14 protein-coding genes and 1 pseudogene are annotated in these 15243 nt (G+C 69.4%); 9 read left to right on the forward strand and 6 right to left on the reverse strand.

The features are described from left to right. Positions 1-182 precede the first annotated feature (182 nt). Positions 183-641 (forward strand): hypothetical protein, encoded by a 459-nt coding sequence (locus OG622_RS31330; RefSeq protein WP_371579969.1) that lies wholly within the window; start codon positions 183-185, stop codon positions 639-641. A 33-nt stretch (positions 642-674) separates the two neighbouring features. Here the strand turns inward: OG622_RS31330 and OG622_RS31335 are convergent, their stop codons facing one another. Continuing rightward, positions 675-1175, reverse strand: coding sequence for a levansucrase (locus tag OG622_RS31335; protein ID WP_327748853.1), 501 nt, complete (start codon positions 1173-1175; stop codon positions 675-677). A gap of 48 nt (positions 1176-1223) precedes the next feature. Continuing rightward, the gene (locus OG622_RS31340; RefSeq protein ID WP_371579970.1) at positions 1224-1748 is read right to left on the reverse strand and encodes a protease; all 525 of its coding nucleotides are present in this window, start codon (positions 1746-1748) and stop codon (positions 1224-1226) included. Between the two features lie 196 nt (positions 1749-1944). Here OG622_RS31340 and OG622_RS31345 point away from each other — a divergent pair, with 196 nt between their 5' ends. Continuing rightward, positions 1945-2895 (forward strand): GlxA family transcriptional regulator, encoded by a 951-nt coding sequence (locus OG622_RS31345; RefSeq protein ID WP_371579971.1) that lies wholly within the window; start codon positions 1945-1947, stop codon positions 2893-2895. A 219-nt stretch (positions 2896-3114) separates the two neighbouring features. Here the strand turns inward: OG622_RS31345 and OG622_RS31350 are convergent, their stop codons facing one another. Continuing rightward, positions 3115-3417 (reverse strand): hypothetical protein, encoded by a 303-nt coding sequence (locus tag OG622_RS31350; RefSeq protein ID WP_371579972.1) that lies wholly within the window; start codon positions 3415-3417, stop codon positions 3115-3117. Between the two features lie 124 nt (positions 3418-3541). On the opposite strand from OG622_RS31350, the gene OG622_RS31355 reads away from it, so the two are divergent. From OG622_RS31355 to OG622_RS31375, 5 genes are all read left to right on the forward strand, one after another. Beyond that, positions 3542-4504 (forward strand): alpha/beta fold hydrolase, encoded by a 963-nt coding sequence (locus tag OG622_RS31355; protein ID WP_371579973.1) that lies wholly within the window; start codon positions 3542-3544, stop codon positions 4502-4504. 278 nt (positions 4505-4782) lie between these two features. Then, positions 4783-6330 (forward strand): hypothetical protein, encoded by a 1548-nt coding sequence (locus tag OG622_RS31360; protein WP_371579974.1) that lies wholly within the window; start codon positions 4783-4785, stop codon positions 6328-6330. 285 nt (positions 6331-6615) lie between these two features. Continuing rightward, positions 6616-7095, forward strand: a complete 480-nt coding sequence (locus OG622_RS31365; RefSeq protein WP_371579975.1) for a hypothetical protein — start codon at positions 6616-6618, stop codon at positions 7093-7095. Continuing rightward, positions 7092-7451 carry a hypothetical protein gene (locus tag OG622_RS31370; RefSeq protein ID WP_371579976.1) on the forward strand — a complete coding sequence of 120 codons (360 nt, stop codon included), beginning with the start codon at positions 7092-7094 and terminating at the stop codon, positions 7449-7451. The genes OG622_RS31365 and OG622_RS31370 overlap by 4 nt, the downstream gene beginning before the upstream one ends. Positions 7452-7719: 268 nt before the next feature. Next, complete coding sequence (locus OG622_RS31375) at positions 7720-8466, forward strand: dienelactone hydrolase family protein (RefSeq protein WP_371579977.1); 747 nt, start codon at positions 7720-7722, stop codon at positions 8464-8466. Between the two features lie 97 nt (positions 8467-8563). Here the strand turns inward: OG622_RS31375 and OG622_RS31380 are convergent, their stop codons facing one another. Together OG622_RS31380 and OG622_RS31385 are read right to left on the reverse strand one after the other, a co-directional pair. Continuing rightward, positions 8564-9184: a GNAT family N-acetyltransferase gene (locus OG622_RS31380; RefSeq protein ID WP_371579978.1), complete on the reverse strand. Its 621-nt coding sequence runs from the start codon at positions 9182-9184 to the stop codon at positions 8564-8566. Positions 9185-9369: 185 nt separating this feature from the next. Then, the gene (locus OG622_RS31385) at positions 9370-10608 is read right to left on the reverse strand and encodes an MFS transporter (protein ID WP_371579979.1); all 1239 of its coding nucleotides are present in this window, start codon (positions 10606-10608) and stop codon (positions 9370-9372) included. A gap of 70 nt (positions 10609-10678) precedes the next feature. On the opposite strand from OG622_RS31385, the gene OG622_RS31390 reads away from it, so the two are divergent. Continuing rightward, positions 10679-11104 (forward strand): MerR family transcriptional regulator, encoded by a 426-nt coding sequence (locus OG622_RS31390; RefSeq protein WP_371579980.1) that lies wholly within the window; start codon positions 10679-10681, stop codon positions 11102-11104. Positions 11105-11639: 535 nt separating this feature from the next. Next, the gene (locus tag OG622_RS31395; RefSeq protein WP_371579981.1) at positions 11640-14270 is read left to right on the forward strand and encodes a valine--tRNA ligase; all 2631 of its coding nucleotides are present in this window, start codon (positions 11640-11642) and stop codon (positions 14268-14270) included. Positions 14271-14333: 63 nt separating this feature from the next. Here the strand turns inward: OG622_RS31395 and OG622_RS31400 are convergent. Next, positions 14334-15191, reverse strand: a pseudogene (locus OG622_RS31400) (glycosyltransferase); the annotation flags it as partial. Between the last annotated feature and the right edge of the window lie 52 nt (positions 15192-15243).

The following is a 15243-nucleotide window of genomic DNA, read 5'->3' on the forward strand; positions in this document are numbered from 1 at the left end:
TCCGCTGAGGGCGCGGGGTGGGTGGTTGCGGGATGGGTGGTCGGTCGTCCGCGGCGCCGTCGTGGGTGATCGCGCAGTTCCCCGCGCCCTTCGGGGCGCTGCCGCTCTGGGTACGGGGGAGCAGGCCGGTCTGAGTACCCGTACTCTGTCGGCCCGCCGCCCACCCCGGAACCCTCGTACGTATGACCGAGAAGCTGCTCCGCCCCCTGCGCACGCGCCCCTGGCCGGAACGCTGGCTGACCCGCCTGCTCGGCGCCGCCCTCGCCGCGGCCGCGTACCGCCTCTGCCTCCCGTGGGACCTGAACAACCGTCCCGAACTGAAGGGCTCCCTCACGGAGACGACCCCCGTGACCGTCACGGGGGTCGTCGTCCTCGCCCTCGTCCTGCTGCTCCTCGCGGCCTACTTCGGCCACCGGGACGCCCTGGCCTGGCCGGTGCTCCTGGTCGCCGTCCCGCCGTCCGCCCTGATGTACACCACCTTCCACACCCATCCCGAACCCCTGGACGCCTCTGTCTGGCCCCTGTCCTGGGCCTTCTTCACGCTGGTGCTGGGCGCGTGGGTGCTGGTGGCGGCATCGGTGGCACGGGGGTTCCGGACGGAGCCGGCCGACGAGGAGTGGCTGATCAGGGCCCAGCGGTGAGCCATCGTGAGGGCGGGCGGCGCCACCGCCGCGTCACCGGCCGTCGAGATAGAGCCCGCCCTTCTTGAGCATGTGCGACGCGTAGGCCCTGCCCACGAAACCCTTGCGCCGACAGACACCCACATACTGGCGAGCGCTGTCGACCACGACGGGCCGGGCCGTGATGCCCCACTCGTGGCGCGCCTGTGCCTCCGCCCACTGTATGGCGGCCGGGTCCACCCGGTCGCTGACCAGCACGGGGAAAATACCTATCCCGGTCTGCAGGCCGGCCGGCAGCCCGCCTTTGACGCGCTTGGCGTACTCCATCGCCTGGAAGGTGAAGGTGCCGATCGTCGGCATCGTGATCTCCGGGACAGCGACCGCCACCGTGAACAGATGTATCTTCGCCAACCACCGCAGCCGGAAGTCGGCCCGCCGCCCCACGAGCACGGGTACCCCACCCCAGTCCTCCCACCAGGTCTGGCATTCGTCGGCGGCGAGACGGGCGGCCACGGAGGCGAGGTAGGCCTGGGAGGGCGACTGCTGTGGATGCATGGCGGGATCATGCACCCACGCGAGCGCCGCTGGGAAGCCGGGTGGGAGTCAGGCCCCCGTAGTCGAACCGGGCCGGACGATCATCAGGATCGTGACCGTCGCCCACAACAGGTTGAACACCCCGGTGAACATGGCGAGTTGGGCGGTGGCCTTGACCCCGACGGCGGTCCGGGTCCCGGCCCCGGCCCCGTCGTCAGTCCCGGCTTCGTCGGCCGTCCCGCTCCCGTCCTCTCCGCCGATCCCCTCCAGGATCTCCTCCTGCCGAGGCAGCACCAGCGCCAGCAGGACCATGGCCGCGAGGGCGGTCAGCAGCATCGACACGATCAGCCAGGCGTCCTTCAGCACCCCCATGCTCATCGCGGTGGCGAACCCGAGCACGGGCACGGCGATGCCCACACCGCCGTACACCCGGCAGATCCGGTGCAGCAGCCGTACGGCCGACACCGCCCGCTCGCTCCCGGGTTCGGCCAGGGCCTTGCGCGCGCTCGGCGGGAACATGCTGGCCGCGACGGTGATGGGCCCGACGGCGATGATCGCGGCGAGGACGTGGAGGGAGAGCAGGAACTTGGTCACGCTGGGACGGTAGGGCGCGGAACGATCTCGTAGAAGTGGCGGGATTGCCAGAGGTCAACGGATTCTCGCCAGGGTCGCCTGGGTCGCCAAGGCCTCAAAGAGAGTGGGCCGGGGTTCATCCGAGGGGGCGGTCCCTTGGCGGAACGGGAGCGTCAGGGCGCATGGCGGAATCTCGGCGCAGGCCTACACTCCCGCCATGCACACCGTGGCCGTACTCGCGCTGGACGACGTGATCCCCTTCGACCTGTCCGCCCCCATCGACACCTTCGGCTGGGCCCGGCTGCCGGACGGGCGGGAGGCGTACCGGGTGCGGGTCTGCTCCGTGGAGGGGGGCGGGGAAGTGAGGGCGGGGCCGTTCAGCGTGCGCGCGCCGTACGGCCTTGAGGCGCTGGCCGAGGCCGACACGATCATCCTGCCGGGGACGGCCGACCCGACCGTGCCGTTGCCGCCGGGCGTGACGGAGGCGCTGCACGCGGCGGCGGCGAGCGGGACGCGGATCGCCTCGATCTGCGTCGGCGCGTTCCTCTTCGCGGCGACGGGCCTGCTGGACGGGCTGCGCGCCACGACCCACTGGATCGCGGCCCCCGATCTGGCCGCCAGGCACCCGGAGGTGACCGTCGACCCGAACGTCCTCTACGTCGACAACGGCCAGTTCCTGACCTCGGCGGGCGCCGCTGCGGCCATGGACATGTGCCTGCACATGATCCGCAGGGACCACGGCTCGGCGGTCGCGGCGTTCACCGCCCGGATGTGCGTCATGCCCCTCGAACGGGAGGGCGGCCAGGCCCAGTTCATCGTCCAGGACCAGCCCCCGGCCCCCGCCGGCGCGACGATGGAACCCCTGCTGCGCTGGCTGGAGGAGAACGTGGAGCGGGATCTGACCCTGGACGACATCGCCCTCCACGCCGGCACCAGCGCCCGCACCCTGAACCGCCGCTTCCGCGAACAGACCGGCACGACGCCCCTGCAGTGGCTGCACCGGGCAAGGGTCCGCCGCGCCCAGTACCTCCTGGAGGCCACCGACCACACGGTCGAACGCGTCGCGACCCAGGCGGGTTTCGGCTCCCCGACAGCGTTCCGGGACCGCTTCAAGAGGGTGGTGGGGACGAGCCCGTACGCGTACCGGCGGGCGTTCAGGGGGGAGTGACGGCGGCGGCGAAGTGAGCGGCGAAATGAGGGGCGAAGTGAGGGGAGCGCCTTCGGGTTTCAGCGGCGCGCCTTTGGCTGTCGTGCAGAGGCACGCTTTCGTCCGTCTTCCAGGGGCGCGCCTCCGTCTTGCAAAGGCGCGGGGGCTGTGACTTCGCGCGGCTCCACCGCGTGGGCGCGAGCAGCTACGAACAACCCGCACTCCCCGACGGCGGAATCCCTAACCCTTCCGGTCGGCCACCACCCAAGAGGCCAGCGCGACCACCCCGGCCACCCCGAACACCGCAGGCCAGGCCCCCACCTTCTTCGCCAACGGATGCGACCCGGCGAACGCGGCCACATACCCGGCGGTCAGCGCCCCCGCCGCCGTGCCTCCGGCCGCCCGCTGCCACTGCCGAGCCGCCGCGGCCCCCGCCACCGCGAGCACCGCTCCACCGAGCGGCCGCTTCTTCGTCCAGCGAGCCACCCCGTACCCACCGATGAGCCCGCTCGCGGCCACCGCCGCCGTGGGAATCTTCGCCATCCCTGCCTCCAACCTCCCGGCCGTACCGGCCTGTGTCGAGCCCGAGGCTACTGCGCCGCGACCCACCGGCCCCACAGAGGGAAACCCGGTTGATCCTGCCCGGCCGTACGGCAACCATCAGCCCATGCATGCCACAACCGGCTCCCTCACCACCCCGGACGGCATCCGCCTCGCCTACCGCGACCACGTCCCGGAGCAGAAGTCCGCCGACCGCACCCTCCTCCTCCTGCACGGCCTCGCCGGTCACATGGGGGAGTGGGACGAGCTGCTGCCGCCGCTCCTGGCGGAGGGCCACCGCGTGGTGACGTACGACGCCCGGGGCCATGGCGCGAGCACCGGCCGCCCGGCGGACATGAGCAGGGCGGCCTGCGTGCGGGACGCGGTGACGGTGATCCGCGAACTGGGGCTGGGCGACGACCGGGACCGGCCCCACCTCCCCCCTCATGCCCGCTGGCCCTCTCAGGCGCCCCGACCTCTTCATGACCGCCGGCCCCCTCAGACGCCCCGGCCTCCTCATGACCGCCAGTCCCCTCAAGTGCACCGGACCCCGCTGACCCTGGTGGGCCAGTCCCTCGGCGGCCACACGGCCTTCCTCGCCGCAGCCGCCCACCGGGACCTCATCCACTCCCTGATCCTGATCGAAGCGGGCCCGGGCGCCCCCGACCCCGCCCTCCCCGCCAACATCGCCGCCTGGATGGACAGCTGGCCCACCCCCTTCGACTCCCCGTCCCGGGCAACCGACTTCTTCGGTCACGCCAGTTGGTCCCGCAACCTCGAACGCCGCGCCGACGGCTGGCACCCCCGGGCCGACCGCGCCACGATGCTCGCCGCGATCGAGGAGTTGACCGAGGCGTCGTACGACTCCGAGTGGGCCGCCACCATCTGCCCCGCCCTCGTCGTACGCGGAGCCCGGGGCACCATGCCGGCGGCCGACGCCGCGAGGATGCCGGCCGGTCGGGCCCCGGGTGCCAGGACCGACCTCGCCGTCATCGAGGGCGCGGGCCACGACGTACACCTGGACCAGCCGCACAGGCTGCATGCCGCGATGGCGGGATTCCTCAATTCCCTTTCCGTGGCCAGCAGTTGAGTCGCGCGCGATTGTGACCCACGTCACCTCCGGGACGTGGGGGAAGTGGTCCGCGACGCCCCCGTAGTCCTGGCATGCTCATGCATGGCTACTGGGGGGTAACCGCCGCGTGCGCACTGTCATGAGGACAGCTGAGCCGTCACGGCCGCCCCCCACCGCCAGGTGCCCTCTCTCCACTCGCGCCTGCTCTCTGTCATCGCGTCATGCCGCCTTCGTCATGTCGCCTTGGCGTCCCTCCTGAAGCGCACCCCCCTGTCATCGCTCCCGAGGACTCACGCGTGTACAAGCTCAGAAGACATGCCCTGGTTTCGGCACTGTCGGCGATCACCGTCGCGACCCTGCTGGCCACCGGCTGCTCCACCAACTCCCCCGCCACCGTCGGCAAGGCCGCCGCCACGACGGCCGAGACCCCCGGACCCGGGGCGGCCGAGGAACAACTCGCCGTCGTCTCCGCCCCGACCGGCGACGCCACCCCCACCGCCGTGGCCGACGCCGACGCGGCCGACCAGGGCAAGGCCAAGAAGTCCACGCTCAAGGTCGCGTCCTACGACAGCAAGAGCGGCCGGGCGGTCATCTCGGCGCCGTCGTCCGCTTCGGACGCCGAGCCGTCGACGGCCCCGTCGAAGACGGCCACCGGCTCCCCGGACCCGGACGAGAACACGGGCTCCGGCGCGGACTCGGACACGTCCCAGGGCACCGGCACCGGCACCGGTACCGACACGGGCACGGGCACCGGGGGCGACGCGAAGCCGAAGGCCGCCGTGGCCGTCGGCGACGTCATAGCCAGCGCACCCGCCCCCGGCGCCCCTGACGGCGTACTGGCCGAGGTGACGGAGATCGTCGAGACCGCGGCGGACGGCGGTACGACGGTCGAGACGGAGCCGGCCAAGCTCAACTCGGTCCTGGGCGAGAGCGAGGCGGACGGCACGGTCCCCGTCGACCCGTCCACCCTGGAGGTCGACCCGCTCGTCCAGGGCGTGAAGGTCTCCTGGGCGAAGACCGGCGACCTCACCTTCGGCCCCGAGGGCGCGAAGCTCCCGCTGGGCAGCCTGCGCATCGACGTGGGCGCCGCCGTCGAGACCGCCCCGGGCGCCCCCGCCTCGGCCGCCGCGTCGGTCGAGGGCTTCGTCCAGCTCGCCCCCGAGGTCGCCTTCTCGTACGACGGTTCCGGGTCCGGCACGGGCTCCTCGCCGGGCGGCGCGTTCCTGGGCCTGACCGGCGACTGGGCCTCCCAGTGGTCGCTGAAGGGCCGCGCGGCCGGCTCGACCGACGGCAAGCCGATCCGTATCCCCTTCGCGGAACTGCACGCCGACCCCGTCATCCAGGTCGGCCCGGTCCCGATCGTCGTCAACCTGGACCTCGTCTGCTACTTCCAGGTGGACGCCGACGGCCGCGTGACGGTCGACGTCGAGCAGGACCTCAAGGGCGACTTCAAGGTCGGTGGCAACTTCACCTGGGCCAAGGGCTGGACCGGCGTCAGCGAGTCCCACATGACCGGTGAGCCGCTGAAGACGACGGTCACCGCCGTCGGCGACGTCAAGGCCGCGATGGGCGCCGAGGCGACGATCGGCCTCTACGGCACGGTCGGCGTCACCGCCGACGTGGCCCCCTACCTCCGCGCCGAGGCCGACGCGACAGCCGAGGGATCGTCGGACGGCACGGGCTCCGCCTCCGGCTCCTGGGCCTTGTACGGCGGCATCGACCTCACCGGCACGCTCAACCTCCAACTCTCCATCTTCGGCACCCCGATCTTCCAGACGAAGATCCCCCTCGGCGCCCTGCACGAGGAGTGGCTGCTGACGAAGGGCGAGGCGAAGACGACGTAGTAGGTCGCGCCCCTGCTCCCTCCGCGCAGGCCCTGTTCCGCCCCGTACGAAGGGGTGGAACAGGGCCTGCTGCGTCGGACCCCGGTGCGAGAGAATCGCGCCATGGGGACCAGGAAGCTCACCGCCCGCGCTCTCAACCGGGCCACGCTCGCCCGTCAACTGTCCGGAGGCGCTGGGGACGGCCGCAGGCGCTTGGTTGCTCGTGTGGTGCGTGTCGTGTCACTGCTCCCGCGTCCCTCTTGCGAGTGATGGCGCCCGCGTCAGTTTCGAAGTACTTTCAAAGTTATGAGTACCGAGAGTGCCGTTGTGAACTTCTCCGAGCTGGTGAACAAGAACAAGCAGACGCTGGCCCGGCTCCAGGAATCGCCGAGACTGCTTCTGCACCGCCGAGACGGCGAGGATCTGGTCCTCACCACCGCGGCGCGGGCCGAGCAGGACCAGACCGTGGTGTCCGCGGCCACCCGGATGCTGGCCGCGATGGCTCGCCGAGAGCCCGGCAGCACGGAACTGCTCCTCGACATACTGCCGGACGCCTTCCCATGGGTCCGTTTCCTGCCCGAGCCCGATCTCCACGCCTTCGCCGTCGAACTGGTCGACACCATGCGGGCCGCCGACTCGATCGGCAACAGCGCGTCCGTCGCCCAGCTGCTCATCGCCTGGCAGCACACGGCGGAGGTCTACTCCGACCCCGAACTCCTGGCCGCGCTCACCCGGCACCACTCCGAGGACTACGGCCCGGTACCCGACCCCCGGGACATCGCATGACCGCGGGCCGCGGAGACCGCGCCGCACCACCGGCACCACACGGCCACTGGGAAGTGCGCTTCGCGGACGCGGCCTCGGCCAAAGGCTGGGAGAGCCTCGCCCAGCAGGCCCGGGAGAACACCTACCGAGCCTGGGTCACCATGCGAACCAACCCCAGGCCGACGATCGAGACACCCCGGCAGCACCGGCTCAAGGGTGCTCTGGCTCACGGAACCCACCGCGGACAGACCTGCGAGCAGTGGCAGATCGAGGTGACCGGCGGCGGCCGCGTCTGGTACCTCCTGGACACAGCCCGCGACACCTGCTGGATCGCCTTCGCCGGCACGGGGCATCCGAGAGCCACGGACAAGAGCTGATCCCACACAGTGGAGGAGAAGCCGAACCGGACGCCAGGAATCGACGGCCGTGTTCCATCCCAGGTCATGCAGCGTGGCCGGGCCCGGGTCTCGGCCTGCCGTGATCGCGGACAGGGGAAGCCGGTCGGTCGTGGTACGTTCGGCGCTGCCAAGTGCCGCTGGGAGCCGAGGAGGTGAGACCGATCAACGCTGTGACAGGTCGGGCCTCCCTCCCTTGTATCGGCTAGGGAGTGCCCGTAGAAGGCATCCCGAAAGGCTTGAAACGCACATGCGCTTCACCTCCCAGACGTCGTCCGACGGCGTCACCGAACAGTTCTTCACCCTCTCCTTCACCTCCGGTGAGATCCCCGGCGTGCTGTGGACTCCGGACGGCGCCGCCGCCGGGCCCCGCCCCCTGATCCTGATGGGACACGGAGGCGGCCAGCACAAAAAGGCCCCCGGCATCGAGGCACGTGCCCGCCGCTTCGTGGCCGAGTGCGGTTTCGCGGTGGCGGCCGTCGACGCGCCGGCCCACGGCGACCGGCCACGCGACGAGGAACACAACCAGGCCATCTCGGAGTTGCGGACCCGCATGCGGACCGGCGGCGAAGTGACGTCGGCACTCGCCCGGTTCCACACACTCCTCGCCGGCCAGAGCGTCCCGGAATGGCGGGCGGTCCTGGACGCGCTCCAACAGCTCGACCACGTCGGCGCCGGTCCGGTGGGTTACTGCGGAATGTCGTTGGGCTGCGCACTCGGCGTTCCGTTCATCGCCGCCGAGCCCCGCGTCCGCGCGGCGGTCCTGGGCCTTAACGGAGCGGAGACCTCGGCCGAGGCCGCCGCCCGGATCACCGTCCCGCTGGAGTTCCTGGTGCAGTGGGACGACGAGATGGTCCCGCGGACAGCGAGCCTGGCCCTCTTCGACCTCTTCGCCTCAACCGAGAAGACCCTGCACGCCAATCCCGGCAAACACGCGGAGATCCCGATGTTCGAGCTGGACAGCGCACTGAGGTTCTTCACCCGGCACCTGAGCTGACATCCCCGTTGCCCGCGACGCGCTGATCGGGCTCCGCGCCTGATCAGCGCGTTCAGCGGAGTTCGTTCACCTGTTTCTTGCGAGGAGGCCCCGGCGATCACGCCGGGGAGGAATCGCCGGGGTCGCGCAGGCCGACGCAGTCAAAGGCCCAAAACACCTCCGAGTAGACGAAGGTGCCCGTCATCCACGGCTCGTGAGCGGACAACCGCGCGACCTGGAAGGCAGCTTCAGGAATACGCAGCGACGGCGAACGGAAGCCCACCGCGCCGGCACCCTCGAAGCCCCGCGTGCCGTAGTAGTGCGGCGAACCCTCCAGGAACACCAACGGCACACCCTGGCTGTCGGCCGCCGCGAGGGCGTGCGCGACGAGCCGAGCACCGATGCCCTGACGCTGGAACTCCGGGACCACGCCCAGCGGTGACAGGGACAGGACGTCCACGATCCGGCGCGGAGCGTCCAACCGCGCCGCGCTCAGCAGGACATGCCCGACGACCCGATCACCAACGGCAGCGACGAAGGACATCGGCGCCAACGCCGCCTCCGCAACGCGAAGTGCCTCCACGAGCCCGGGAACCCGGTCGCCGTCACCGAAGGCGCGTCTATGAACCTCGCGCACATCTCGGTGATCGTCAGCGGTCTCTTGCCGGATCACCAGGCCGGTATCACCGGTACCACCGGGAGCGATCAAGGAGCCTTCAGGCGCATCGTATGGCGTCATGGCCGCGAGGGTAGATCGCGGGGCGGCTCGTGCGCGAGGCAATTGCCCACCAGGTCGGAAGCTTCGGCCCACGCTCCCGTGTTCGAGTAGGACTCATAGGAGTACCGGGTCTCCCGGCCCCATTCCTCACCGGTGATTGGCTGGTACGCCAGATCCGGGACGGGACGTAAAGCAGTCGGCGTGTGTCATGGCGTGGCCTGAGTGTTGCGGAATGCGTGGTGTCGGGCCCCGACGACGATGAGCAGGCTGACTGCCCCGAGGGCGGCGGCTGACACTGCGACCACGTTGACGCCCGAGCTCTGCAGCAGGAGCCCACCGATGATGCCACCAAGGGCCATCGCGGCGTTCCAGAGGGTGACGAGGACCGCTTGCGCGGTGTCAGCAGCAGCGCCGCTGCGCCGCATTCCGGCTTGTCCGGCTGCGGTTTGCAGCAAGGTCGGGGCGCCGCCCCACCCCAGGCCCCAAAGAACAGCGGCGACCCAAACGATCGAGTGGGTTGTGGTGACGGCAAGAGCTGCGGTGGCGAGAGTGAACAGCACTGCGCCGGTGACCATCAGAGCCCGTAGCCGGCGGTCGACATACCAGATGCTCACCAGGCATGCGACACCGAAAGCAAGGAGAACCGCGTCGGTCGCTGACCCGAGCCCGGCGTGCTGTAGGTAGGGAGCGATGTAGGCATAGATGATCGTGTGTCCGAGAACGAACGTCGTGACCGTGACCATGATCGCCGCGACACCGGGCACCGCCAGGGTCTGCCGCAGGGGCGACTTCGCTGATTCTGGTGCGTGGTCCGAACGGTTGGTGTCAGCCTGTTCAATGGCGGGTTGCCCCACGCCGGGGACGGACACGCTGATCCAGCCGATGACGGCAAGAGTGACCAGGGAGACAGCGCCAAACGCTGCCCGCCATCCCACCTGTTCACCGATCAGCGTGCCGGCCGGAACCCCCAAGGACAACGCCACAGGGATCCCGGCCATCGCCACTGCGATGGCGCGGCCTTCCAAGCCGGCAGGTGCGATACGACGGGCGTAGCCGGCGAGGATCGCCCACGCCAGGCCCGCGGCCACACCGGCGAGGAACCGGCCCGCAAGCAGGACGATGTATCCCGGTGCAGCCGCAGTCAGCGTGTTGGCGACCAGGAAGACGGCCATGGCGCCGAGCAGCAGTGGTTTCCGCGGAACAGATGCTGTCGCCGTGGCGAGCGGGATCGCGGTCAACGCCGTACCGGCCGCATAGACGGTGACGGCCTGGCCGGTAGCACCTGAACTGGTGCCCAGTGAGGCCGACATCTCGGGCAGCACACCGGCAGGCAGAGTCTCCGTCAAGCTCGTGATGAAGACGGCAGTCGCCAGTGCCAACAGCGCCGACCATGGCAGGCCGACCTGTCGCTTACGAGACTGTGTGTCAGAAGACGTGGTGGTCATGGACCGAATCTTGAAACCTTCACATAGATGTGATGGTCAAGTCGAGGTGCGCCGAGTAGCTTCGGCGGGTGTGAGGATCGGTGAATTGTCGCGACTGACGGGTGCGTCCCGTCGGCTACTTCGCTACTACGAGGAGCAGGGGCTGATTGTCCCGGACCGCGGCGCGAACGGGTATCGGGAGTATGACGACCGCTACGTGGACCGGGTCAACCAAATCCGTGGCCTGCTGGATGCAGGGCTCCCCACTCGCATCATCAAGCAGATCCTTCCGTGCCTGGACAAACCTCGATCGATCCACTTTCCCGATGCGACACCGGAGATGCTGGCCTTGCTGGCCGCCGAGCGAGACCGGCTCACCGAGCGGATCGACGTACTCATCCGCAACCGTGATGCGATGAGCGAGTACCTGACTGAAGTCGGACAATGCCGAGCGCCGGCGCCTGGCAGCCCCCACGGAACACCGAACTCCCCCTCGGTGGTGTCAGCAACGTCCTGACCCGCAACACCCAGGTCAAGAGAGCGAGGCGTTCCTCGCGTCAAAATGGCTCATCGGCGAGGCCAGGTCAGCCGGTCGCTCCCCTCCAAGCCACGTACGCGGGGTGCTGGACCTGACTACACGGGGTTCTTGTGCACCAAGGCCTGTCTGGCAGAGGGCATCGATGTCGGCCGTTACCCGTCTCCATCCGGTTGACCTTGGAGCCGCTCCAGCCCAGCGCCGCGCCGACCTGGGCAGGGGTCCGGCGGCAGCATGTGGTGGCGCCGTTCGCTCGTTCCAGCGTGCCGACAGCACGGCCCCCCACACCCCGTTTCTTCGGGCCACGCAGCAGGGCGACAGCGCCGGGTGCATGGAGCGGCTTGGAGAATTGCGATTCCGGTGAGGCGGAGAGGTAGGCTTGAAACTGGTCGCACGGGAGTGTTCTTGGTCACACTCGAATTACCTCCGTGCGGCCACTTTTCTGCCCTGACCATGGCATGGCGTGCGAGTAATAGTCAGGCGAGGCGACGAGTGCCACGGCCCTAGAATGGCCGTCGTGACCGACAACACTCAGCGCCCCGACAGTGGGCCGAACAGCGCCCCCGAACTGCCGACCCAGTACACGCCGGCCGAGGTAGAGGGAACGCTGTACGAGCGCTGGGTAGAGCGCGGTTACTTCGAGGCTGATGCGAAGAGCGACAAACCCGCGTACACCATCGTCATCCCGCCGCCGAACGTCACCGGCTCCCTCCACCTGGGCCACGCCTTCGAGCACACGCTGATCGACGCCCTCACCCGCCGCAAGCGCATGCAGGGCTACGAGACGCTGTGGCAGCCGGGCATGGACCACGCCGGCATCGCGACACAGAACGTCGTCGAGCGGGAGCTCGCCAAGGAAGGCAAGTCCCGCCACGACCTGGGCCGCGAGGCGTTCGTCGAGCGAGTCTGGCAGTGGAAGGCCGAGTCCGGCGGGCAGATCGCCGGCCAGATGCGGCGCCTGGGCAACGGCGTCGCATGGAGCCGCGACCGCTTCACCATGGACGAGGGCCTGTCCCGTGCCGTCCAGACCGTCTTCAAGAAGATGTACGACGACGGCCTGATCTACCGCGCCGAGCGCATCATCAACTGGTGCCCGCGCTGCCTGACGGCCATCTCGGACATCGAGGTCGACTACCAGGACGACGACGGTGAGCTCGTCTCACTGAAGTACGGCGAGGGGGACGACACGGTCGTCGTCGCCACCACGCGTGCGGAGACCATGCTCGGTGACACCGCCGTCGCCGTTCACCCGGACGACGAGCGATACAAGCATCTCGTCGGTCGGCGCATCGTGCTGCCGCTGACGGGCCGCACGATTCCCGTCGTCGCCGACACGCACGTCGACCCGGAGTTCGGCACCGGTGCCGTCAAGGTCACGCCCGCCCACGACCCCAACGACTTCGCCATCGGCCAGCGCCACGGCCTGGAGTCGCTGACCGTCATGGACGAGCGCGGCGTCATCACCGTCCACGGCCCCTTCGAGGGCCTGGACCGCTTCGAGGCGCGTTCCGCGATCGTCGCCGCGCTGCGCGCCGACGGCCGGATCGTCGCCGAGAAGCGGCCGTACGTCCACTCGGTCGGCCACTGCTCCCGCTGCAAGACAACCCTTGAGCCGCGGCTGTCTCTGCAGTGGTGGGTGAAGGTCGAGACGCTCGCCAAGGCCGCGGGTGACGCGGTCCGCGACGGCCGGGTGGACATCCACCCCGCCGACCTGTCGCAGCGGTACTTCGACTGGGTCGACAACCTCAACGACTGGTGCATCTCACGGCAGTTGTGGTGGGGCCACCGGATCCCCGTCTGGCACGGTCCGAACGGCGAGACCGTGTGCGTCGGCCCCGACGAGCAGCCGCCGACCGGCGAGGGCTGGGAGCAGGACACCGACGTCCTCGACACCTGGTTCTCCTCCGGCCTGTGGCCCTTCTCCACGCTGGGCTGGCCCGAGAAGACCGCGGACCTGGCCAAGTTCTATCCGAACTCGGCCATGGTCACCGGGTACGACCTGATGTTCTTCTGGGTCGCCCGGATGATGATGTTCGGCCTGTACGCGATGGACGGTGAGGTTCCCTTCCACACCATCGCGTTCCACGGCATGGTCCGTGACGAGCACGGCAAGAAGATGTCGAAGTCGTTCGGTAACACGGTCAATCCGCTGGACTGGATGGACAAGTACGGCTCCGACGCTCTGCGGTTCACGCTCGCCCGGGGCGCCAACCCCGGTACCGACGTGCCGATCGGCGAGGACTGGGTCCAGGCGTCCCGGAACTTCGCCAACAAGGTCTGGAACGCGACGCGGTTCGCGCTGATGAACGGCGCCACGGTCGAGGGTGAGCTGCCCCCGGCCGAGCAGCTCTCGGCCACGGACCGTTGGATCCTGTCCCGGCTGAACACCGTGGTGGCCGAGGCGGACGCGTACTACGACGACTACCAGTTCGCGAAGCTCGCCGATGCCCTGTACCACTTCGCGTGGGACGAGGTTTTCGACTGGTACGTCGAGCTGTCCAAGACGACGTTCATGACCGGCGGCGACGCGGCCAAGGTCTCGGCTCGCGTCCTGGGCGAGGTCCTGGACGTGACGCTGCGACTGCTGCATCCCATCGTTCCGTTCGTGACGGAGACGCTGTGGACCACGCTCACCGGCCGCGAGTCCATCGTGATCGCCGACTGGCCGACGGACAGGGGGTTCCGCGATGCCGCCGCCGAGGCGGAGATCGAGAGCCTCCAACAGGTGATCACCGAGGTTCGGCGCTTCCGGTCGGACCAGGGGCTGCAGCCTGGTCAGAAGGTCCCGGCCCGCCTGGACCTGTCGGGTACGCAGCTCGCAGCCCACGAGGCCGCCATCCGTCAGCTGCTGCGACTGCAGCCGGAGGGTGACGGCTTCAGCGCCACGGCGACGCTCCCGGTCGCCGGCGCCACGGTCGCGCTCGACCTGTCCGGCACGATCGACGTCGCGGCCGAGCGCAAGCGGCTGGCCAAGGACCTTGCCGCGGCCGAGAAGGAGAAAGCTCAGGCGGAGGCAAAGCTCGGCAACGAGGCGTTCCTGGCGAAGGCCCCGGACAACGTGGTCGAGAAGATCCGTACCCGCCTGACGAAGGCCGAAGGGGACATCGTCCGGCTGCAGAATCAGATCAGCAACCTGCCGCCGGTGTAGTAGCCAGAGCAGTGAAGGAAGCCCCGGACATCGTCCGGGGCTTCCTTCGTAAGTGGGTTCTCTCTATGGGATTCCCAGCCACTCGAAGGGGCTCGACAGAGAGAACTCCCGCTGGCGGGCGACCGTCAGGGCCTGTTCGAGGTCGAACTCGGCCATCCGGATCAGGTCGACGAGCCGAGACGGCTTCGAGGCGAGGACGTCGCGCGTGATGTCCTCGGCCGAGTCGTCGCGGTTGAAGTGGTGCCGGAACAGGTCGAGGTTCTTCTCGACCACGAGCAGTGTCATCTCGAACTCGGAGATCTCGACGTTGGAGACCCGTCGTGTGCGCGAGTGGATCCGGTACTCGTGCAGCGGGCCGCCGATGCACACGATGTGGTTCTGGTCGCCCCTGCGGAAACGCCCGGCGAGGAGGTTCACGGCGAACGCCCAGTCCCCCCACTTCCGTACGTGCGGGTCGTAGAGACCACCGCAGACGGCGTCGTTACGGCGGCAGACGATCGAGGTGGGCACGTGGTGCTTGCGCAGGACCAACTCCTCGCGGCAGGGGTAGGAGGAGATGGTGAGCCCGTCGAAGTCGCCGATCATCCGAGACATGGTGTGGACGAAGGCCACGTGCTGGTGCGTCGTGAGGAGCTTGACGGCTTGGTCCGGGTAGCTGCCGGCCTGCAACAACTCGGGTGCCGTGGCGAGCCGGTCGTCGGCGTCGAGCTGCATCACGAACTCGAAGCCGGCAGCGTTGATGCCGGCGTTCCTCGCGGCGTGGTGCCCGCTGTGCTCCTGGCGGACGATGCGGACGCCGGTGCGCTCGGCGCACAGCGAGATGGCACGAAGCGTGCGGTGGTCGTCGGAGCCGTCATCCACGACCACGACTTCGTACGGGAACGCGTGGGGCTGCTGGATCAGGGACTCCACGGCTTCGACGCGATACTTCTGCTCCTTGTCGTCCGCAGTCCCATGAGGAGTGTCCTACACG

This window comes from Streptomyces sp. NBC_01314, assembly GCF_041435215.1.
Taxonomy (GTDB): Bacteria; Actinomycetota; Actinomycetes; order Streptomycetales; family Streptomycetaceae; genus Streptomyces.

Coding starts and splice junctions, on each gene's coding strand:
- OG622_RS31370 (WP_371579976.1), top strand. CDS start 7,092: ATGACCGCGGGCCGCGGAGACCGCGCCGCACCACCGGCACCACACGGC.
- OG622_RS31355 (WP_371579973.1), top strand. CDS start 3,542: ATGCATGCCACAACCGGCTCCCTCACCACCCCGGACGGCATCCGCCTC.
- OG622_RS31335 (WP_327748853.1), bottom strand. CDS start 1,175: ATGCATCCACAGCAGTCGCCCTCCCAGGCCTACCTCGCCTCCGTGGCC.
- OG622_RS31385 (WP_371579979.1), bottom strand. CDS start 10,608: ATGACCACCACGTCTTCTGACACACAGTCTCGTAAGCGACAGGTCGGC.
- OG622_RS31330 (WP_371579969.1), top strand. CDS start 183: ATGACCGAGAAGCTGCTCCGCCCCCTGCGCACGCGCCCCTGGCCGGAA.
- OG622_RS31350 (WP_371579972.1), bottom strand. CDS start 3,417: ATGGCGAAGATTCCCACGGCGGCGGTGGCCGCGAGCGGGCTCATCGGT.
- OG622_RS31380 (WP_371579978.1), bottom strand. CDS start 9,184: ATGACGCCATACGATGCGCCTGAAGGCTCCTTGATCGCTCCCGGTGGT.
- OG622_RS31345 (WP_371579971.1), top strand. CDS start 1,945: ATGCACACCGTGGCCGTACTCGCGCTGGACGACGTGATCCCCTTCGAC.
- OG622_RS31365 (WP_371579975.1), top strand. CDS start 6,616: ATGAGTACCGAGAGTGCCGTTGTGAACTTCTCCGAGCTGGTGAACAAG.
- OG622_RS31375 (WP_371579977.1), top strand. CDS start 7,720: ATGCGCTTCACCTCCCAGACGTCGTCCGACGGCGTCACCGAACAGTTC.